General features: G+C 48.2%; 19 protein-coding genes. 2 read left to right on the forward strand and 17 right to left on the reverse strand.

Annotated features, from left to right (window positions below):
• Nucleotides 1-265 precede the first annotated feature (265 nt).
• Together ppk1 and hemB are read right to left on the reverse strand one after the other, a co-directional pair.
• Entirely contained in the window at nucleotides 266-2,476 is a 2,211-nt protein-coding gene (ppk1, locus tag ACN0R8_RS14515; protein ID WP_417598677.1) for a polyphosphate kinase 1, read from the reverse strand.
• Nucleotides 2,477-2,518: 42 nt separating this feature from the next.
• Nucleotides 2,519-3,526, reverse strand: coding sequence for a porphobilinogen synthase (gene hemB / locus ACN0R8_RS14520; RefSeq protein WP_417598679.1), 1,008 nt, complete (start codon nucleotides 3,524-3,526; stop codon nucleotides 2,519-2,521).
• Between the two features lie 267 nt (nucleotides 3,527-3,793).
• Here hemB and ACN0R8_RS14525 point away from each other — a divergent pair, with 267 nt between their 5' ends.
• Both ACN0R8_RS14525 and elbB read left to right on the forward strand, forming a co-directional pair.
• A complete protein-coding gene (locus tag ACN0R8_RS14525; RefSeq protein WP_417598681.1) occupies nucleotides 3,794-4,591 on the forward strand; it encodes a sterol desaturase family protein in 798 nt (265 codons plus the stop codon).
• A gap of 106 nt (nucleotides 4,592-4,697) precedes the next feature.
• Nucleotides 4,698-5,354 carry an isoprenoid biosynthesis glyoxalase ElbB gene (gene elbB, locus ACN0R8_RS14530; RefSeq protein WP_417598683.1) on the forward strand — a complete coding sequence of 219 codons (657 nt, stop codon included), beginning with the start codon at nucleotides 4,698-4,700 and terminating at the stop codon, nucleotides 5,352-5,354.
• Here elbB and ACN0R8_RS14535 read toward each other — a convergent pair whose 3' ends face one another.
• The 15 genes from ACN0R8_RS14535 to argS all read right to left on the reverse strand — a co-directional run bounded on the left by ACN0R8_RS14535 (nucleotide 5,355) and on the right by argS (nucleotide 18,949).
• The gene (locus tag ACN0R8_RS14535) at nucleotides 5,355-6,542 is read right to left on the reverse strand and encodes an HD-GYP domain-containing protein (RefSeq protein ID WP_417598685.1); all 1,188 of its coding nucleotides are present in this window, start codon (nucleotides 6,540-6,542) and stop codon (nucleotides 5,355-5,357) included. It lies immediately after the preceding gene.
• Between the two features lie 30 nt (nucleotides 6,543-6,572).
• Nucleotides 6,573-7,367 carry an MBL fold metallo-hydrolase gene (locus tag ACN0R8_RS14540; RefSeq protein ID WP_417598687.1) on the reverse strand — a complete coding sequence of 265 codons (795 nt, stop codon included), beginning with the start codon at nucleotides 7,365-7,367 and terminating at the stop codon, nucleotides 6,573-6,575.
• Nucleotides 7,368-7,406: 39 nt separating this feature from the next.
• Nucleotides 7,407-8,180, reverse strand: a complete 774-nt coding sequence (locus ACN0R8_RS14545) for an MBL fold metallo-hydrolase (RefSeq protein ID WP_417598689.1) — start codon at nucleotides 8,178-8,180, stop codon at nucleotides 7,407-7,409.
• Nucleotides 8,181-8,453: 273 nt separating this feature from the next.
• Nucleotides 8,454-9,263 carry a twin-arginine translocase subunit TatC gene (gene tatC, locus ACN0R8_RS14550; protein WP_417598691.1) on the reverse strand — a complete coding sequence of 270 codons (810 nt, stop codon included), beginning with the start codon at nucleotides 9,261-9,263 and terminating at the stop codon, nucleotides 8,454-8,456.
• Between the two features lie 2 nt (nucleotides 9,264-9,265).
• The gene (tatB, locus tag ACN0R8_RS14555; protein WP_417598693.1) at nucleotides 9,266-9,700 is read right to left on the reverse strand and encodes a Sec-independent protein translocase protein TatB; all 435 of its coding nucleotides are present in this window, start codon (nucleotides 9,698-9,700) and stop codon (nucleotides 9,266-9,268) included.
• A 17-nt stretch (nucleotides 9,701-9,717) separates the two neighbouring features.
• Complete coding sequence (gene tatA, locus ACN0R8_RS14560) at nucleotides 9,718-9,960, reverse strand: Sec-independent protein translocase subunit TatA (RefSeq protein ID WP_078320711.1); 243 nt, start codon at nucleotides 9,958-9,960, stop codon at nucleotides 9,718-9,720.
• 125 nt (nucleotides 9,961-10,085) lie between these two features.
• Nucleotides 10,086-10,415 (reverse strand): phosphoribosyl-ATP diphosphatase, encoded by a 330-nt coding sequence (locus tag ACN0R8_RS14565; protein WP_417598695.1) that lies wholly within the window; start codon nucleotides 10,413-10,415, stop codon nucleotides 10,086-10,088.
• A gap of 202 nt (nucleotides 10,416-10,617) precedes the next feature.
• Nucleotides 10,618-12,249: a ubiquinone biosynthesis regulatory protein kinase UbiB gene (gene ubiB / locus ACN0R8_RS14570; protein WP_417598697.1), complete on the reverse strand. Its 1,632-nt coding sequence runs from the start codon at nucleotides 12,247-12,249 to the stop codon at nucleotides 10,618-10,620.
• A 12-nt stretch (nucleotides 12,250-12,261) separates the two neighbouring features.
• Nucleotides 12,262-12,975, reverse strand: a complete 714-nt coding sequence (locus ACN0R8_RS14575) for an SCP2 sterol-binding domain-containing protein (RefSeq protein ID WP_417598700.1) — start codon at nucleotides 12,973-12,975, stop codon at nucleotides 12,262-12,264.
• 1 nt (nucleotide 12,976) lies between these two features.
• Nucleotides 12,977-13,738 (reverse strand): bifunctional demethylmenaquinone methyltransferase/2-methoxy-6-polyprenyl-1,4-benzoquinol methylase UbiE, encoded by a 762-nt coding sequence (gene ubiE, locus ACN0R8_RS14580; RefSeq protein ID WP_417598702.1) that lies wholly within the window; start codon nucleotides 13,736-13,738, stop codon nucleotides 12,977-12,979.
• A gap of 97 nt (nucleotides 13,739-13,835) precedes the next feature.
• Complete coding sequence (locus ACN0R8_RS14585; protein WP_417598704.1) at nucleotides 13,836-14,228, reverse strand: gamma-butyrobetaine hydroxylase-like domain-containing protein; 393 nt, start codon at nucleotides 14,226-14,228, stop codon at nucleotides 13,836-13,838.
• Nucleotides 14,229-14,342: 114 nt separating this feature from the next.
• Nucleotides 14,343-15,668 (reverse strand): HslU--HslV peptidase ATPase subunit, encoded by a 1,326-nt coding sequence (gene hslU / locus ACN0R8_RS14590; RefSeq protein ID WP_078320705.1) that lies wholly within the window; start codon nucleotides 15,666-15,668, stop codon nucleotides 14,343-14,345.
• A 103-nt stretch (nucleotides 15,669-15,771) separates the two neighbouring features.
• Nucleotides 15,772-16,296 (reverse strand): ATP-dependent protease subunit HslV, encoded by a 525-nt coding sequence (hslV, locus tag ACN0R8_RS14595; RefSeq protein ID WP_078320704.1) that lies wholly within the window; start codon nucleotides 16,294-16,296, stop codon nucleotides 15,772-15,774.
• Between the two features lie 290 nt (nucleotides 16,297-16,586).
• On the reverse strand, nucleotides 16,587-17,168 hold the full coding sequence (locus tag ACN0R8_RS14600) for an SPOR domain-containing protein (protein ID WP_417598707.1): 582 nt from the start codon (nucleotides 17,166-17,168) through the stop codon (nucleotides 16,587-16,589).
• A gap of 5 nt (nucleotides 17,169-17,173) precedes the next feature.
• Nucleotides 17,174-18,949, reverse strand: coding sequence for an arginine--tRNA ligase (argS, locus tag ACN0R8_RS14605; protein ID WP_417598709.1), 1,776 nt, complete (start codon nucleotides 18,947-18,949; stop codon nucleotides 17,174-17,176).
• Between the last annotated feature and the right edge of the window lie 129 nt (nucleotides 18,950-19,078).

Raw genomic sequence — 19,078 nt, forward strand, 5'->3', positions numbered from 1 at the left:
AACCGTTGCCTGAAGACTTGCTCCGTGACAACGAGGGCGAATTATACGCACAAAACGGAGCAGCACAACCCCTAAAACGCAAAAAGATTGAAAAAATGATCTTTATTTAAAATAAGGCTGCAAATCTTTAGGTGCACAGGCTCAGCAAGGTTAAAGCTCTAGTTCGATGGCTAAAGAGGTACAGCTGCAAAAATAATGCAGCATCAAAAAAGCCAGCTTCAAAAGAAAGCTGGCTTATAAAGGTGTACTCTGTTGCTAGCTGGCTTTAACTACGCTGAGCATAAGCATCAATCAGCGTTTCCTGTGCGCTGATTTCTTCTGCGCTTTCCTCTCGGTTAGCTGCTGCCGATAAATAAGACCCGTCTGTTTGTAATATCCAGCTCTGGCAATTATCCAGCAGATACGTCTCAAGGTCATTGATAACTCTTTGAGCCAATTTCTTGGCTGTAACGGGGAAGCAGGTTTCAACCCGGTTGTAGAGATTACGTTCCATTAAGTCAGCACTTGCGCAGTAAACTTCTTCTTCGCCACCATTCTCAAAATAGTAAACGCGGGTATGCTCAAGAAAGCGTCCAACAATAGAGCGAACTGTTATATTCTCTGAAACGCCATTAATACCTGGCCGCAAGCAGCACATGCCACGAATAATCAGATCACACTGCACCCCTGCCTGGGACGCCTTATAGAGTGCCTTGATCATTTTAGGGTCTGTCAAAGAGTTACACTTAAAGACCAACCGCCCCCCTTTGCCTTTCTGAGCCAGCTCAGCCTCTCGTTCAATTTTCTCCACCAGCGCTTTCTGCAATGTAAAAGGCGCATGCAGCAGCTTCTTCATATTCAGGGTTTTACCCATACCTGAAAGCTGGAGAAAAACCTTATGCACATCATCACAAAGTGCCGGGTCACTGGTCAGCATACTGTAATCAGTATAGAGCTTAGCTGTTTTTGCATGATAGTTACCGGTTCCAAGATGAGCATAATGGCGAATTTTGTTCCCTTCACGGCGAACGATATGCATCATTTTGGCATGGGTCTTATAAGCTACGACACCATAGATCACAACGGCGCCAGCCTCCTGCAGCCGGCTTGCCAGTTGCAGGTTGTCAGCTTCATCAAAACGCGCCCTTAGCTCGATAACAACCGTCACCTCTTTATTGTTGCGGGCCGCATCAACGAGAGCGTCCACTATCTGCGAGTCGGCCCCGGTACGGTAGAGTGTCTGTTTGATCGCCAGTACATCAGGGTCCCGGGCAGCCTCACGCAACAGGTCAATAATGGGTGTAAAGGATTCAAAAGGGTGCTGCAGCAAAATATCGTTTTGCTGCATCGCTTCCAGAATACTGTTTCCTCTACGCAAAGGTTTGGCGGTTCCCGGCGTAAAAAGAGGATACATCAGGTTTGGCCGGTCCAGTTCACCCATAACGGCCATCAGGCGGGTCAGGTTTACCGGGCCGTTAACCTTGTACAATTCATGTTCAGTCAACCCAAACTGCAGCAGCAGAACATCAATCAACTCCTTGGGACAATTATCCACCACTTCGAGCCGAACAGCATCACCATAGCGCCGGGAAAGTAACTCCCCTCTTAACGCGCTGGCCAGATCACTAACTTCTTCAGGGTCGACAATCAGATCCGCGTTCCGGGTCAGGCGGAACTGATAACAACCTTTCACCTTCATACCCGGAAACAGTTCTTCTGCGTGGGCATGAATCATAGAAGAGAGGAAGACAAAATTATCGCCTTCTTTATCAATTTCATCAGGTACACGGATCAGGCGAGGAAGTGAACGGGGTGCAGGGATAATTGCCAGACCACCTTCTCGACCAAAAGCATCTTTGCCTTCCAGAGAAACAATAAAGTTAAGACTTTTATTTACTAGGCGTGGAAATGGATGAGAAGGGTCGAGACCGATTGGACTGATAACCGGCTGGATCTGGTCACGGAAAAAGTCTTTAACCCAGGCCGATTGTTTTTTATTCCAGTCTGCCCGCCGAAGAAAACGAATACCCTCTTCTTCCATTGCCGGGATAAGCTTGTCGTTCAGGATACTGTACTGACGCTCAATTTGCTCATGGCAGATGTCATTGATCTGGCGGATAACATCCTGAGGCATCAAACCATCTGCATCACTTTTTTCGCGACTGAAAGCGATCTGTCGTTTAAGACCGGCAACACGAATTTCAAAAAACTCATCCAGATTGCTGCTGAAGATCAGAAGAAACATCAGGCGGTTCAATAAAGGATGCGAGGTATCCAGAGCCTGCTCCAGCACCCGAATATTGAACTGGAGATGACTAAGCTCCCGGTTGATATAAAGTTCGGGGCTATCAAGACTAATAGTATTATCGGTTTCTCCCGCAGTTTTACCACGGGTACCACTATCGGAGCGATTAATTCTCAAAATAGGCCTTCCTGCGCCGTCCTGGGCAAAATAATCCTCTGTCGAGGGTGGTACAGTTTCATTCGTTTGGTCCATGGAATACTCTCCTTAGTTTTCACCGGCCCACCCTCGCTTCACTTAGTTTTGCAGAAGAATTGCAGCACGCTTGGCAAAATAGGTCAAAATCCCATCCGCACCCGCACGCTTCATACACACAAGGGACTCCAGAGTTACGACTTCTTCTGAAAGCCAGCCATTCTGGAATGCCGCCATGTGCATCGCATATTCACCACTAACCTGATAAACAAAGGTCGGCACTTTTAATTCATTTTTTACACGATGAACAATATCCAGATACGGCATACCTGGTTTAATCATCACCATATCTGCACCTTCAGCCAGATCCAGAGCCACTTCATGTAGGGCTTCATCAGAATTGGCTGGGTCCATCTGATAGCTGAATTTATTACCGCCACCCAAATTGCCCGCCGAGCCAACCGCATCACGGAAAGGCCCATAATAGGCAGAGGCATATTTAGCGGCGTAAGCAAGAATGCGGGTATTCACCAGATTCTCCTGCTCCAGAACACTTCGGATAGAGCCAATACGACCATCCATCATATCCGAAGGTGCAACAATATCTGCTCCGGCTTCGGCGTGAGACAAAGCCTGTTTAACCAGAGTTTCAACTGTTCTGTCATTCAGGACATAGCCGTGCTCATCCAGAATACCGTCCTGACCGTGAATTGTGTATGGATCCAGAGCAACATCTGTAATGATACCGAGTTCCGGATACTTATCTTTCAACGCCTTCACTGTGCGCTGAACAAGGCCACCGGCATTAAAGGCTTCTTCAGCAAACTCACTTTTAGCATCCGGAGACAACACGGGGAAAAGTGCGATTGCAGGAATTCCCAAAGCAACCAGCTCTTTGGCTTCTTTCAACAACAGATCAAGACTCAGGCGCTCGACCCCAGGCATGGAGGCAACAGCTTCCCGGCGGTTTTCGCCATCTAAAACAAAAACAGGATAGATAAGGTCATCAACAGTCAGGCGGTTTTCCCGCATGAGTCGACGGGAAAAGTCATCGGCCCGCATACGACGCATTCGGGTTGCCGGAAATAAACGTTGGCTGGGATTAAACACTGTGCTTTACACTCCACCAAAAAGGAGAATCACCTGCCTCTTTAAAGTATCCATTATCAATATGACAAAAATATTTCAAAAAAGCAGAGTCCGTCATTAACTTATCAGGTTAATGGTCACGCTCTGCCGCTATAAAATCAAGTGGGCAAACTTAAAGCCTGATCATGGAACCCTTTTTTAAGATCCAGATCATACATCAGAGTTCCCTGAATCAGATAAACCACACTAATATTACCGGCATCTATTATTTTGCCCCAAGGTTCCCCGATGGAAGAGTCCACTATTCGTTTTACTGTGTTTTTAAGCCTGATATTTATCCTCGGGGTTGCCCAGAAATTATTCCCCCGACGCAAGCTATCTCAGTCTCAACCCAAGCGCTGGCTGACAAATTTTAGTCTTGTCATTCTGGATAGCCTGATTGTCAGACTGACACTCGGATTGTTACTGCCGGTAATCGTCGCAAACTGGGCTCAGGAACAAAATATAGGCTTATTCAATATAGCGAATATGCCCTACGCACTGGCAGCCGTTATATCTGTCTTTTGTTTGGACGCCCTGATTTACTGGCAGCACCGCATCTTTCATCGGATACCTATACTGTGGCGGTTACACCGGGTTCATCATTACGATGCCGATTACGACTTATCCACAGCATTAAGGTTTCATCCAATTGAAATCATTCTCTCTGTTATGGTCAAAAATACTGCCATTATTCTATTGGGTGCTCCGGCAGCAGCCGTTATTTTGTTTGAGATTATTCTCAACGGAATGGCGCTATTTAATCACGCCAACCTTGCCCTGCCGGAAAAAGCCGACCGCATCCTGCGTCGTTTTGTTGTCACCCCCGACATGCACCGGGTACATCATTCGGTCTACAGTGATGAGATGCACAGCAACTTTGGCTTTAACCTAAGCATATGGGACCGGCTGTTCTCAAGTTATGTCCCCCAGCCCAAAGACGGCCACAAAAAGATGAGAATAGGTCAACCGGATGCTGGGAAATTACCAACGAACAGCCTAGTCTGGTTGTTAGGCCCGGCACTGAAACAGCCCCTAAAAAAGTAAAGAGACAGGTTACTCACCAGTCTTAGTTCACAGTGCATTAACTCTTGCAGCCCTGTTTTATAAAACCAATAACATTGATCAGAAAACTGATCTGAAGGAGTCCGCGATGAACAAAAAGAAAATTGCCGTTATTCTGTCCGGTTGCGGCGTATTTGATGGCGCTGAGATTTTCGAGGCAACCCTGACATTACTGCATCTTGATCGTCATAATGTAAATGTAACTTGCTTTGCTCCTGATATAGAGCAACATCATGTGGTCAACCATCGCACCGGAGAGGAGATGGTTGAGACGCGTAATGTACTGACAGAGGCTAGCCGCATCAATCGCGGTGAAGTGTTGCCTTTGCAGGAAGCAGATCCCGATGAATTCGATGCCATCGTTGTTCCGGGAGGGTTTGGCGTGGCTAAAAACTTATCTGACTTCGCCTTTAAAGGCGGAGAGTGTGATGTCTATGAGCCTTTTGCCGCGCTGATTCGAGGTTTCCATTCACAGAAAAAACCTATTGGGATGATCTGCATTGCACCCGTTTTAATTCCAAAAATTCTGGGTAAGGGCGTCAGTTGCACTATAGGTCGTGATGCTGCCGCTTCAGGCGAGATCGACAGCATGGGTGGAATTCACATCGGTTGCAATGTAGACGGAATCGTAGTGGATCATGAGCACAAAGTCATCACAACCCCTGCCTATATGGAAGCACAACGTATCTCTGAAGCAGAAAAGGGGATCTCAGCTCTGGTAGAGAAAGTGATCAGCCTGTGCTGATCACACCATACGAGGCTTTTTCACCTGAAGCGCCTGAATCCCCCACAGGGTTGCCGGGTTAACGGCAACCTGATCCTTCCGGGTACAGGTTGCCCGGATCATAAACTCCCGAATCCCTGTATTACGCCGACGAGGGTTCAGAAACACATTGCCGTCAGCCTTGCGTACACTCGCTACTAAAGGCTCTTTTGGGCTTTTTGTACGGCCAACGACCACGGCCAGCTCGCCATTCTGTAACTTCACATAAACACCAGGAGGATAGAGGCCCAGTTCGTGTACAAAAATCGTTGTCAGGCGTTCATCAACACTCTGCCCCCGTTGAACAAAAAGCTCCCTGAGTGTTGCTTTATAGGAGACCGGCTCACGATATGGCCGTGGGGTCACCATGGCGCAATAAACATCCGATAAAGCAATAATTTTAGCCTCAACCGGTAGTACATCCGCCTTCAACCCCCGTGGATAACCACTTCCGTCCGGTCGCTCGTGATGAGACTTCACTAGCTTTAGCCAGTAATCATCCTGTACTCCAGCAGAGCCAAGCATGACAGCGCTAACCTCAGGGTGCTTCTCAATAACCTCCCGCTGCTGCTCTGTCAGTGGTTTACGCTGCTGATGCAATCTCACCTGATAAGCATTCATTGCGATATTACCGGTAAGTGCCGCCGCCAGCATAGAAAGCTTCTTCTCCTGCTCAATCTCCAGCCGGAGTGCGATAACTTCACACAGAATAGCACTCTGGACAGGATGCAGAATATGGTAAGGAAAGCTATCCATCAGGTGTACAGCCCCAATCATTGCGTCTGCATCATAAGCCACCAAGCCTTGAAGATAGGTCACAATACCCATCGTACGCTTATAAACAGCATCCTCAGGCGGATTCTCTTTTTTCTCGATATACTGAAATAACTCTGACAGGCGTAAACAAAGATCATCAAACTCTGCAAAAGGGTTAACCTGGCGATTGAAAGTCACCGGTTTAAGAGTTTCGTTCTTCTCGTCATCATCATCGATTTCACGGGCATATAATCCTACCCGCATCAGGATATCGCGCTGCCGCTCAGTTCGAATCACAGAACCTTTGGCCATCAACAGCTTGCCAAACTCATCGTAAACCGGCCAGGGAACAGGCTGATTGACTACAAGCTCATCTGCTGAGATTGAGCTAAGCTCAAAATCCTTCATGATCATAGACTTACTTCCTAACGGGCCTAGAGGCCACTAAAAGCGTTCATCCTTGTAGATCTGCTCAATGTAATCACCGCCACAACGCAGCTCACTGAACCAGTCAAGAAAGCGTTCAATCTGTTCTTCCGGGAAAATAGAGCCATGCTGAGGAACAATCATTTTGATATCCATCTGCCTTATCTGCTCAACCCAGCGGGCACATACTTTATTACTGTGCATGTAACGCTTATGAAAGCCTTCCATATAAGGCAGATGTGCATCGAAGTCTTCAACAAACATCGTACGCTTACCGGGAGGGAAGATAGCTGCCCCGATATCACCAGAGAAGAGAATTTTGGACCGGCTGTCGTAAATACTGAAGTTGCCTTCACTGTGCAAAAAATGAGCAGGGACCATGGCAATGTAGTCCCCTGTATCGAGACTGATGCGGCCACCACCATCCGGCACAGCAACAACACGCTCAACATCTTCCATTCCAAAGTGAGACACAAAGTGCAGCCACAACCGGGAGATCAGCAGATCTGCATCGGTTGTTTTCATCCAATATGGAATTGAAGAACACACATCCGGGTCCTGGTGCGTCGCAAAAAGGTAGCGGATTTGACGCGGGTTAATAACCCGCATAATGTTCTCCAGTACATGATGAAAAACATAGGTGCCACCCGGGTCAAAGAAATATCCCTTGTCGTTGTTTACCACCAGGCATTGATTGGTTTGCACAAAAGAATCAGCGCCTTCCTGCTCCTCCCAACCAAACCAAACCACCTGATGTTCATCATCCTCAAACAGGATTTTACTCTCGTCTAACCGGGTAATCTGTTCAGACATCGCACACCTCTTTCTTATTGTTTTACACAGAAATGTCTATCACGACAGTGCATTATCATAGATCTGATCGATCAGGTCGGTGCCACACTCAAGTTGCTCCAACCAGTCAAAAAACTGCGTAATATGCTCTTTAGGAATAATCGCACCATGCTGAGGAACAATCCGGTCAATATCCAGGTCACGGACGCTGGCCACCCAACGGCGAGTCGCAGCATTGTTTCCCATATAGCGCTTATGAAAACCTTCCATATATTTCAGATGAGTATCCCAATCCTCAACTTCCAGGTAGCGCTCGCCCGTAGGAAAAACGGCAGCGCCAATATCACCAGAGAAAAGAGTCTTTGAGCGTGTATCGTAGAAACAGAAATTCCCCTCACTGTGCAAGAAATGAGCGGGCAGAAGCTTAATATATTCATCGTCCAGCAGGCGGATCTGCATACCGCTATCTTCAATAGCAACAAGGCGCGAGTTATCGCTAAAGCCAAAATGAGATACAAAGCGAATCCAAAGACGGGAAACCAGAAGTCTGGCATTAGTCGCTTTCAGCCAGAGGGTAATTGATGACAGGACATCCGGGTCCTGGTGAGTTGCCAGAATATAGCGAATCTGACTCAGAGGGACGTATTTATTCACCTCTGCAGCAACATCAGAAAAAATAAAAGCCCCACCAGGATCGAACAGATAGGCATTGTCGGCATTAATGATCAGTAACTGATTAGATTGTACGAGAGATTCATGTTCATGATCTTCCCAGCCAAACCAGATCACCTGATGATCATCATCTTCGTAGAGGATTTTACTCTGATCAACCATGATCAAAATATCCTTATTATCAAATGGAGAGGACCGGCACGCCACTAAACGGCTTACCGGTTTGAAGCTGTGATGCTGCTAATAGTTATAAAACGCAGCCATGCAAAAGAGAGCCACTCAAAAACAGGTAACTGCCGCAGGGGTCTATTTAAGACCAGATAGGGAGAGATTTACTTGATCTGAAACAAGAGAGGAAAGCTATAAGAAATATCTTACAGCAACAAGTCTTTAATCTTACATTTTGAAGGGTTATTACCCCGAACAAAAAACCGCTTACTCCGGTTTTTTGCCCGAAGCCTCATCGGTGGCTGCTTCCGCTTTTTCAGCAGAGCGCCTCACCAGTCGGGACATCATGATTCCCAGTTCAAACAGCAACCACATAGGCAAAGCTAACAACGTCTGAGAGATAACATCAGGCGGAGTCAGCAACATACCGATCACAAAGCAGAAGATCACAACATAAGGGCGCTTTTGTGCAAGGGATTCAACTGTTGTAATACCCGTCCAGACTAAGATAAAAGTGGCCACGGGAATCTCAAATGCCACACCGAAAGCGAAAAATAGCTTCAGAACAAAATTCAGATAAGAGTTAATATCCGTCATTACCGCAATATCGGTGGGGCCAGCGGATGTGAAAAAGGCAAAGATTAGCGGGAAAACCACATAGTAAGCAAAAACAGCACCGGAATAGAAAAGCACAACACTGGATGCGAGAAGCGGCATCGCAATTTTTTTCTCATGCTTATAAAGGCCTGGAGCGATAAAACTCCAAACCTGATAAAGCACATAGGGGATCGCAGCAAACAGCGCTGTCACCAGTGTCAGTTTAAAAGGCGCCAGAAATGGGGATGCCACTTCTGTTGCAATCATCTGGGTTCCCGGCGGTAACAGCGCGCGCAAAGGCTCAGAAACGATCAGGTAAAGTTCATTAGAAAATGGGTATAAGGCTAAAAACGCTACCAGAATCACAACCACCGAGCGCAAAAGCTTCCCTCTAAGCTCGATCAGATGTTCAATTAAAGGGGCATGCTTGCCTTCTTCTGGAATGACCGGCGGAAGCTGCGGTGATTCGTTTTGAGTCATAACTAGCCTTTTTGATTAGAAGCAGCAGATTTATCAGAAGGCTCTGCAGAGGGTTCAGGTGAAACCGGCGTTGATCCAAACGGGCCTTCATCCTCAGGACGAACCTGAACCGTCGGTGTTTCTGTGTCGGCAGCAGACTGACCGGAGTCAACAGGCTCCCCGGATGAGGCAGGTTGCGGGCCGGTACTATCGGTAATGGTCTGCTCCTGCTTACGCAGTGTTTCTTCCAGCTTGCGGCGATTCTCTTCCAGCTGTTTCTGCATCTCTTCCATGTGCAGCTGCTGATTCACCTCCTGCTGAATTGAGCTAAGCCCCTGCTTGATACGGCCAATCCACATACCCGCTGTGCGGGCAGCCTTTGGCAAACGCTCCGGGCCCAGCACTAACAGTGCCAGAATACCGATGACGATAAGTTCAAAAAAACCAATATCAAACATGTGCGGGGCTCACCCAGTTACTTTTTCTGTTCTGTTTTTTCAGCAGTGCTGTCGATCACCTGATCCGCTTCTTTCTTCTCGATTGAAGCCTGATCTTCTTTATTTTCAGCGTCTTTATCAGGGTTGTTAACCGCTTCTTTGAAACCCTTAACGGCACCGCCCAGATCACTACCGACATTGCGCAGTTTCTTAGTTCCAAAAATCAGAATAATGATGCCCAAAACAATCAGTAACTGCCAAATGCTGATACCACCTAACATAATGTTTACTCCCGTAAGTTCAAAACTAACACTCGGAGTGTTAGCCACTGAAACCAGTGTTTATTCTTGTTTCTTTCCTGCTGTCTCCGGCCCTATTATTCAGATGCGGAAACGTCAGAAGCAGATTACTTCTGGCGGGATGCTTTCTCTTCAATACCTGACATACCAAACCGGCGCGCCAGCTCATCAATAACAGCCTGTGGCGACTGCCCCAGATGGGACAATGCAACTAGGCTGTGGAACCACAGATCCGCTGTTTCATAAACGACGTCACTTACATCACCAGAGCGCTCAGCGTCTTTTGCCGCGATAATGGCTTCTGTAGCCTCTTCGCCAACCTTCTCCAGAATTTTATTCAGACCTTTATGATGGAGCTGTGCAACATAAGAGGTATCCGGATCAGCATCACGACGCTCCGCTAGAATATCACCTAATTGTTGCAGTACATCACTCATCAGATTCAGCCTTATTCTGTAATTTTTTTGTCAGAATGCAGCCTGACATGCTGCACCAAATTTAATTATAGCGCCCTAAATATCTGTTTTATAAACAGTTGTTACCAGTCATTCAATTACCCCAAGCGACGCTCAAGCATAATAGAATTTTTAACCACGCACCATGCCTAAAAAATAATGTATTCGCCTGTCCTGTCTGCCTTTATCGGCGCACCAGAAAGAAAACTCCCAGCAACATCAACACTTGAGCGCCCACAGGAAGCTGTTGCAGCCAGGGCAAGCCATCGCTGGCAACAAAAACACCAGAAATCAGTAACAGCCAGCCCAGCGAAGATGATTTCTTTCTGCTTCGGGTTTTAGAGCTGTCGACCAGCTCCTGAAGCAAGGCTTCCTGCCTGAGCTGACGCTCCTCAGTTTTACGCACCTGATCCAACGCACCATAGATCATATTTGGCAACTCAGGTGCCTGCTCCATCCAGTCCGGGAACTGGGTACGGATGTTTTTCCAGACACCTTTTGGCCCCATCCTTTCCTTCATCCAGTTTTCCAGATAGGGCTTCGCTGTACTCCAAAGATCCAGATCCGGATAAAGCTGACGCCCTAGCCCTTCAATATTGAGTAATGTCTTCTGCAGCAGCACCAACTGTGGCTGCACCTCCATATTGAAACGACGGGCTGTCTGAAACAAACCCAAAAGCACCTGACCAAAAGAGATCTCTTTCAGAGGTTTCTCAAAGATGGGTTCACACACCGCCCGGATTGCTGTGGCAAACTCATTGACCCGGGTTCCTTCACCCACCCAGCCGGATTCGATATGCAGGCGCGCTACTTCGTAATAGTCCTGACGGAAAAAAGCCAACAGATTACGGGCCAGATAATGCTGATCTTCTTCTGAAAGGCTACCAACAATACCGCAATCAATGCCAATATATTGTGGATCACGGGGCGTCTTATCCGAGATAAAAATATTGCCGGGATGCATATCCGCATGAAAGAAGTTATCCCGGAATACCTGGGTAAAGAAAACCTCAACACCCCGCTCCGCTAACTTTTTCATGTCGGTGCCATTGGCAATCAGTGCATCAACCTCTGCCACCGGAATGCCGTAAATCCGCTCCTGAACCATCACATTTTTACGGGTCAGCTCCCAATAAACCTGTGGTACATAAAGCGCTGGAGAACCTTCAAAGTTTCGGCGTAGCTGGGAGGTATTCGCAGCCTCTTTCTGCAGGTCCAACTCATCAAACAGTGTGGACTCGTAATCTTTAACAATGGCAACCGGATGTAACCGGCGCGCATCCGGCACCCAATAATTCAGACTGTAAGCCAGAGTATAAAGCAGTTTGATGTCTTTCTTCAGAATACGGCGAATGCCAGGGCGAATCACTTTCACCACAACCCGTTCGCCTGTATTCATCTCAGCAGCATGTACCTGAGCCATGGAGGCAGAGGCCATCGGCTCGCGCTCGAAGGTTCTGAAAAGTTCATCAACTGATTGCCCAAGAGAGGTCTCGATCTCTTTTACAGCCACACTGCTGGCAAAAGGAGGCACCTGATCCTGTAGCTTTTTCAGTTCATCCGCCACATCATCCGGCAGCAGATCCCGCCGAGTAGAGAGCATCTGACCAAACTTGATAAAAATAGGCCCCAGTTCCTCTAGAGCTAAGCGCAAGCGCTCACCACGGCTTTTCTTACCCACCGGCAAAAGCCGCATCGGGTTAAGGCGTAGCAGGAGGACTAAGAACCAGGGCAAGCGCTCTTCTGGAATCAGGCTGTCTAAGCGGTAACGACTGAAGACAAAAACAATTTTAAACAGACGAAGCAGACGGGACACGGTGACTCCGGTTTATGTATGAGATTCTGACGGGAGGTGAGGCTTGAGCTGATCACCGGACAAAGCCTGAACCTGTTGCTTCAGGCGCTCAACACGGGCATTAAGACGATCCATGCTACGGCGTGCATTCAGCACACCGTCACTGTAGCCTTTCAGCTCAGCTGCTGCAGGTAATAGCGCCAGCTCATACTGCAGGTATTCCTGCCAGTCCTGCATCGCAGTTCTACTCAAAGCAGGACACCAGCGGGCAAAGCCAGTGAAAGGTGCAGACAATACAGCAGTCGGTACCACACCAATCAGCTTTTCACTAAATGAAGCCAGATCCAGATCCAGAGTTGAGACTACCTGTTGTAGCTTGCGCACCAATCCGGTATTACCACGCAGCGTTAATGCGCCTTCAAACAATAACGTTTCTCGACGATCACCCGCCAACATAAAGCGGACAAAGTCGCTCAGACGACCTTCCACTTCAGCATCAACCTTCAGGTCTGAACCAGACAATTCAGCATCGGCAGCATTATCCAACTCAAAAGACACGCCTTGCTCTGATGGCCAGATCAGTACGGCCATCTCAGGCTGGATACAGCGCACCCGAATCACTTTACCAGCCATCATTCCCAGCTGAGAGCGAGCTGTCGCATCACGCTTCAGAAGAGGGCTAATCAACTGCTCGGCGCTTTCAAGAGCCCCGTGCAGCAATATTCTGGTAGGTTGTGCGAAAGTCATATCAGAGTTTAATACCACGGTGCAGCGCCACAACACCACTGGTCATATTGTGGTATTCAACCCGTGACAACCCGGCATCTTCCATCATGCCTTTCAGCGTTTCCTGATCCGGGTGCATACGAATCGACTCCGCCAGATACCGGTAACTTTCTGAATCATTTGTGACCAGCTTGCCCATAAACGGTAGGGCAGTAAACGAATACGTATCGTAAACCTTGCTCATAACAGGATTCGTAGGTTTGGAGAATTCAAGCACTAACAGACGACCACCGGGTTTCAGAATACGCGCCATAGAGCGCAGCGCTTTGTCTTTATCAGTCACATTTCTCAGACCAAACGCGATGGTGATGCAATCAAAGGTATTATCCGGAAACGGCAGACACTCAGCATTCGCCTGAACAAACTCAACATTGCCGCTACAGCCTTTATCCAGCAATTTATCACGACCTACCTTCAGCATAGAGTCGTTAATATCAGCCAAAACAACGCGGCCATCTTTACCCACCAAACGCGAGAACTTCAGGGTCAGATCTCCGGTACCACCGGCAATGTCCAGAACAGCATTTCCCTGACGCACACCACTCATCTCAATGGTCATGCGTTTCCAGAGGCGATGGATTCCCATGGACATTAAGTCATTCATCAGATCATATTTAGCAGCAACTGAGTGAAATACCTCAGCAACCTTGCCTGCTTTCTCTTCAACACCCACTTGCTGATAACCGAAGTGGGTGGTTTGATTTTCCTTTTCTGACTCGGACATGACACAACCTTTGCTTTCAAAATTGGCGACATTGTAAACCGGTCTGACAGGTTTGTCTTTGTCTGACCACCGGATCCCGTACGCTAACAGTCCAACCTTATAGTTGTCTGATGGAGATCAGTGAAGGCTCACGACTGGCTCCAGCTTCTTCGATACGGCGCAGATAGTCCTTCCAGAACGCGTCTTTATGCAACCCCAACTCATAGAGGTACTCCCAGGCATACAGACCGGAATCATGGCCATCATCAAAACAGATCTTGATGGCGTAACTACCGGATGGCTGAATATCCAGAATACGCACATCTTTTTTACCTGTCTGCAGTGTTTCCTGACCTGCACCATGCCCGCGCACCTCGGCTGACGGAGAGTAAACCCGCAAAAGCTCAGCCTCCAGCTCAAGTCTAGTACCATCGGCATAACTGAGTTCAAGAATGTTTGTCGATTTTCGATAGTTAATATTGCCAGGTACAGATGTCGTGTTACTGCTCATCGTTATATCCTCAATCGGTTAGCCTATGGCTTCATCAGATCAAAACGAAAAATCTCAGACTACAAACAAAAAAGCCGGCTGAAAACAACCGGCTTAACCATCAGAGTTCAGGTCTTATAGAATAAAACGACTCAAGTCCTCATCCGTTGCTAGGTCGTTCAGCTGTTTGTTCACGTAATCCTTATCGATGACAACTTTTTCCTGAATATCAGCAGCCTCATAAGAGATGCTTTCCAGCAAACGCTCCATCACAGTGTGTAAGCGGCGGGCACCAATATTCTCCGTCCCTTCATTCACCTGGTAAGCGATTTCGGCGATACGGCTGATCCCGTCTTCGGTAAATTCAATCTCAAGGCCTTCAGTTTTCATCAGTTCCTGATATTGAACGGTCAGAGCGGCGCTGGGTTCAGTCAGAATACGTTTAAAATCATCCGGCGTCAGGGCGCTTAATTCAACCCGGATCGGCAAACGGCCCTGTAACTCAGGGATAAGATCAGAGGGCTTACTCAGATGGAATGCGCCGGATGCGATAAACAGGATATGATCTGTCTTCACCATACCGTGTTTAGTAGAAACTGTACTGCCTTCAATCATCGGCAGCAGGTCACGCTGAACCCCTTCCCGGGATACATCAGCACCACCTGACTCGCCGCGCTTGGCAACTTTATCAATCTCATCAATAAAGACGATACCGTTCTGCTCAACAGCATCAATAACCTGAGACTTCAGCTCATCTTCATTGACCAGCTTGGCAGCTTCCTCATCTGTCGCCTGCCGCAAGGCATCTTTCACCTTCAGTTTGCGGGTTTTAGTACGCTCATTCGACAGGTTAGAGAACATGCTCTGAAGTTGACTGGTCATCTCCTCCATACCCGGAGGTGCCATAATTTCAACACCCACCTGAGGCGCTGCAACATCGATCTCGATCTCTTTGTCGTCCAGATCACCTTCACGTAGTTTCTTGCGGAACACCTGACGAGTCGAGCTATCCCGTGCAGGCTCCTCTTCACCAAACCCAGCACGTGCAGGTGGCAGCAAGGCGTCAAGAATACGCTCTTCGGCGGCCTCTTCAGCGCGAAAACGAACGCGCTTAACCTCTTGCTCCCGCAGCATCTTCATCGCCATATCCGTCAGGTCACGGATGATGGTTTCCACATCGCGTCCAACATAACCAACTTCCGTAAACTTGGTCGCTTCAACCTTGATAAAAGGTGCATTCGCCAGCTTAGCCAAACGACGGGCAATCTCGGTTTTACCAACACCGGTAGGACCGATCATCAGAATATTTTTTGGCGTCACTTCACCACGCAGCTCAGGGTCCAGCTGCATACGACGCCAACGATTACGCAGGGCGATCGCCACAGCACGCTTAGCATCAGCCTGACCCACAATAAAGCGATCAAGTTCGGAAACAATTTCACGAGGTGTCATCTGAGACATAACAGCTACTCTTTTTAATTTTAAAATTCAGTTTCTGACGCCCTGTTTGCCGATATTACTGGCTACCACCAGGGCGAGTTCATCCTAATGCTCTGTCAACAATCTACCAGGACAGCTCTTCGATCGTGGGTGAGTGATTGGTAAAGACACAGATATCACCCGCCATTTGCAGGCTCTTTTCAACAATCTCCTGAGCACTCAGCTCAGTATTTTCGTGTAACGCACGGCCAGCTGCCAATGCAAAGTTACCCCCAGAGCCAATAGAAACCACGCCATGCTCAGGTTCAACCACATCACCGGTGCCGGAAATAATCAGTGTCGCTGTATGATCAGCCACAATCAGCATCGCCTCCAGGCGTCGCAAAGCACGGTCGGTGCGCCAGTCTTTCGCCATCTCAACCGCGGCACGGGTCAGCTGTCCGGAGTGTTTCTCCAGCTGTGCTTCAAAGCGTTCGAAAAGAGTGAACGCATCTGCAGTGCCTCCGGCAAAACCCGCCAACACCTGGTTACGGTACAGACGACGTACTTTGCGCGCATTGCCTTTCATTACGGTATTACCCAGAGAAACCTGACCGTCACCGCCCAGTACTACCTGATTATCACGTCGCACAGCTACAATCGTTGTCATCTGTTACTCCAAATTGAGTTGAAAAGGCTTAACACCTCATCAAAAAATACTCGCTGACCCGCCTTTCCTAACAAAAGGAGATATCGAAAAAAAGCAGGCCGGCCTAAAAACTATTGAGAAAGGTGCACCACCTTAATGAACCATTTTAGATGGTGGTAACGCGGAATAATTTCAAGTTTAAAACCAGGTCAACTGAGAATAAAGTAAGGCGCTACAAATGAAAAAAGCTGTCAATCCACTCTGGCAGAGCAATTAACAGCCTTATTTATGCCGCAGTTTTTATAAGATAACTACTGGGGTGGTAAGCGAATCAATAGTGACTGAATATTATCACGCGCCATTGCATCCTGCGCCATATTGAGTTTGCGCCGGTCTTTGAAGGGACCAATCCGAACCCGATGCCAGGTGCCACTATCTGTGGTAATGCTGGATATCATCGCCTGATAACCATCTGACTTCAGCTTCGTACTCAGTCGCTCAGCATCCGGGACCGCACGGAACGAGCCAACCTGCAAAATATACTCAGGCAGATTTTCAGCATCCCGTGGTGTTGATTTATATTCTTCTACAGTATCAGTAACGACCTCTTGCTGAGGTAGCAGATTGTAAAAGTCAAAGCGCTTCCGCTCTTCACTCTGAGGCGCATTTTCTTCGGCAGTACTCTCCGCAGGGGCCGCCGGAACAGCCGCCATACGGGGCGCAGGAGCAACTGGATCTTCATCCAGCCACTCCGATAATCCAAAACCCAGCACCACGCCAAAAATCAACCAGCTCCATGGCGGTAACTCACGGCGAGCCGGAGCAGTTTCCTCCTCCTGTCGAGGAGAAGCACCACCCCGTCTTGACGATTTTTGAGCAAAATCCCGGCTCATAATACTTACATCTCCTCAGGTGCGCTCACACCCAATAGCCCCAACCCATTCGCTAACACCTGCCCAACCGCTTCACTGAGCGCCAGACGGGCATTACGGATTTCAGCATCGTCTTCCAGTACTTTCAGAGCGTTGTACCAGGTATGAAAATCAGATGCTAAATCCTTCAGGAACTGAGCCATAACATGGGGCTCATAATTTAAAGCACAGTTTTCCAGAACCTCCGGATAACGAGCCAGTGCAACCATAAGGTCTTTCTCATAATCACTGTCCAGTTTTTCCAGCGCCGCAAGTCCTGCAGACTGATCAAAGCTCCAACCATGCTCCGCCAGCTTACGCATTACGCTGCAAACCCGCGCATGGGCATACTGAATGTAATAAACCGGATTGTCTTTGGACTGCGATTTCGCCAGATCCAGATCGAAATCCATATGCTGATCCGATTTACGGCTTACATAGAAGAAGCGTGCGGCATCATTGCCCACTTCCCCCCGCAACTCGCGCAGGGTTACGAAAGAACCGGAACGTGTCGACATCTGAACCCGCTCAGAACCCCGGTAAAGAATAGCAAACTGCACCAGGCGGAAGTCCAGCTTCTCCAGTGGATAACCCAGCGCCTGACATACCGCCTTCAGGCGCGGCAGATAGCCATGGTGATCAGCACCAAAGACGTACAGCAGCTTGTCAAAGCCACGCTCAAACTTATTGTGCATGTAGGCAATATCTGAGGCGAAATAAGTGGTCATGCCATTATCTCGCACCACGCAACGGTCTTTGTCATCTCCAAACGCAGTAGAGCGGAACCACTGGGCACCCTTCTCTTCATAAATATGGCCTGCTTCGGTCAACTTTTTCAGTGCGGTTTCAACATCGCCACCACGGGTCAGGGAGCGCTCAGAGAACCATTCCTGATAGTGAACGCCAAACTCTCCCAGATCCTGTTCGATATCACCACGGATATCTTCCAGTGCGATATCGAACACCTGCTCGTAGATATCAGTTCCCAGTAGCGCTTTTGCCTGAGCGATCAGGCCATCAATATGAGCTTCTTTATCACCACCCTGAGGTTCATCAGCAGGCACACCGTCAAACACATCCGCTGCACTACGAACCAGGCTATCAGCAAACTGATCCTGCACCTTTTTAGCGATGTCCAGAATATAGCTGCCTTTATAGCCATTGCTTGGAAAATCAAAAGCAGTGCTGTCAGCGTCCCCATTTTCCAGTTCTAAGTAACGAAGCCATACACTCGTTGCCAGAATATCCATCTGACGACCGGCATCATTGACATAGTATTCACGATGAACATCAAATCCCGCCGCGGCCAGAAAATCAGAAACCGTTGCACCATATGCTGCCCCACGGCCGTGACCGACGTGAAGAGGGCCGGTCGGGTTCGCCGAAACAAATTCTACCTGAATCTTCTGATGGCCACCCGCGCTGCTCAAACCAAAGCTTTCTTTCTGGGAAAGAACATCAGCAACAACCGCTGTGATCGTCGCTGCACTGGCAAAAAAGTTAATAAAGCCAGGGCCTGCGATATCAACCTGAGTCACACTGCTGCTTTCCGGCAGCGCATCAACCAGCTTCTGAGCCAATTCACGGGGTGCACAACCCGCCGGTTTTGCCAGCATCAGTGCGATATTCGTCGCAAAATCACCATGGGCCTTATCTTTGGTATTTTCCACCATGATTCGGGGTGACAGATCCGCAGGCAGGATCTCCTGCTGCTTCAGAGAGTCGATGGCACCAGCAATTAATTCAGCAATATGTTCTTTCATTTCAATCCGGATCTGCTAAGCAAGAAGTTTACCGCCCGAAGCCAACGTAAAGACTTCGACCCACTCATAATCAATAACCCGACATTATCATCTTTATTCCCGCGTCTGTTAACCATAAAACGACGCTTT

The organism is Oceanospirillum sp., from assembly GCF_048265165.1.
Taxonomy (GTDB): Bacteria; Pseudomonadota; Gammaproteobacteria; order Pseudomonadales; family Halomonadaceae; genus Oceanospirillum.

Excerpts from the sequence above, each read along its gene's own strand:
- hslV (WP_078320704.1), bottom strand. The coding sequence starts at position 16,296 with ATGACAACGATTGTAGCTGTGCGACGTGATAATCAGGTAGTACTGGGC.
- hslU (WP_078320705.1), bottom strand. The coding sequence starts at position 15,668 with ATGTCTCAGATGACACCTCGTGAAATTGTTTCCGAACTTGATCGCTTT.
- tatB (WP_417598693.1), bottom strand. The coding sequence starts at position 9,700 with ATGTTTGATATTGGTTTTTTTGAACTTATCGTCATCGGTATTCTGGCA.
- tatA (WP_078320711.1), bottom strand. The coding sequence starts at position 9,960 with ATGTTAGGTGGTATCAGCATTTGGCAGTTACTGATTGTTTTGGGCATC.
- ACN0R8_RS14575 (WP_417598700.1), bottom strand. The coding sequence starts at position 12,975 with ATGACTTTCGCACAACCTACCAGAATATTGCTGCACGGGGCTCTTGAA.
- elbB (WP_417598683.1), top strand. The coding sequence starts at position 4,698 with ATGAACAAAAAGAAAATTGCCGTTATTCTGTCCGGTTGCGGCGTATTT.
- tatC (WP_417598691.1), bottom strand. The coding sequence starts at position 9,263 with ATGACTCAAAACGAATCACCGCAGCTTCCGCCGGTCATTCCAGAAGAA.
- argS (WP_417598709.1), bottom strand. The coding sequence starts at position 18,949 with ATGAAAGAACATATTGCTGAATTAATTGCTGGTGCCATCGACTCTCTG.
- ACN0R8_RS14600 (WP_417598707.1), bottom strand. The coding sequence starts at position 17,168 with ATGAGCCGGGATTTTGCTCAAAAATCGTCAAGACGGGGTGGTGCTTCT.
- ppk1 (WP_417598677.1), bottom strand. The coding sequence starts at position 2,476 with ATGGACCAAACGAATGAAACTGTACCACCCTCGACAGAGGATTATTTT.
- ACN0R8_RS14535 (WP_417598685.1), bottom strand. The coding sequence starts at position 6,542 with ATGATCATGAAGGATTTTGAGCTTAGCTCAATCTCAGCAGATGAGCTT.
- ACN0R8_RS14565 (WP_417598695.1), bottom strand. The coding sequence starts at position 10,415 with ATGAGTGATGTACTGCAACAATTAGGTGATATTCTAGCGGAGCGTCGT.
- ubiE (WP_417598702.1), bottom strand. The coding sequence starts at position 13,738 with ATGTCCGAGTCAGAAAAGGAAAATCAAACCACCCACTTCGGTTATCAG.
- ACN0R8_RS14525 (WP_417598681.1), top strand. The coding sequence starts at position 3,794 with ATGGAAGAGTCCACTATTCGTTTTACTGTGTTTTTAAGCCTGATATTT.
- ACN0R8_RS14545 (WP_417598689.1), bottom strand. The coding sequence starts at position 8,180 with ATGGTTGATCAGAGTAAAATCCTCTACGAAGATGATGATCATCAGGTG.
- ACN0R8_RS14540 (WP_417598687.1), bottom strand. The coding sequence starts at position 7,367 with ATGTCTGAACAGATTACCCGGTTAGACGAGAGTAAAATCCTGTTTGAG.
- ACN0R8_RS14585 (WP_417598704.1), bottom strand. The coding sequence starts at position 14,228 with ATGAGCAGTAACACGACATCTGTACCTGGCAATATTAACTATCGAAAA.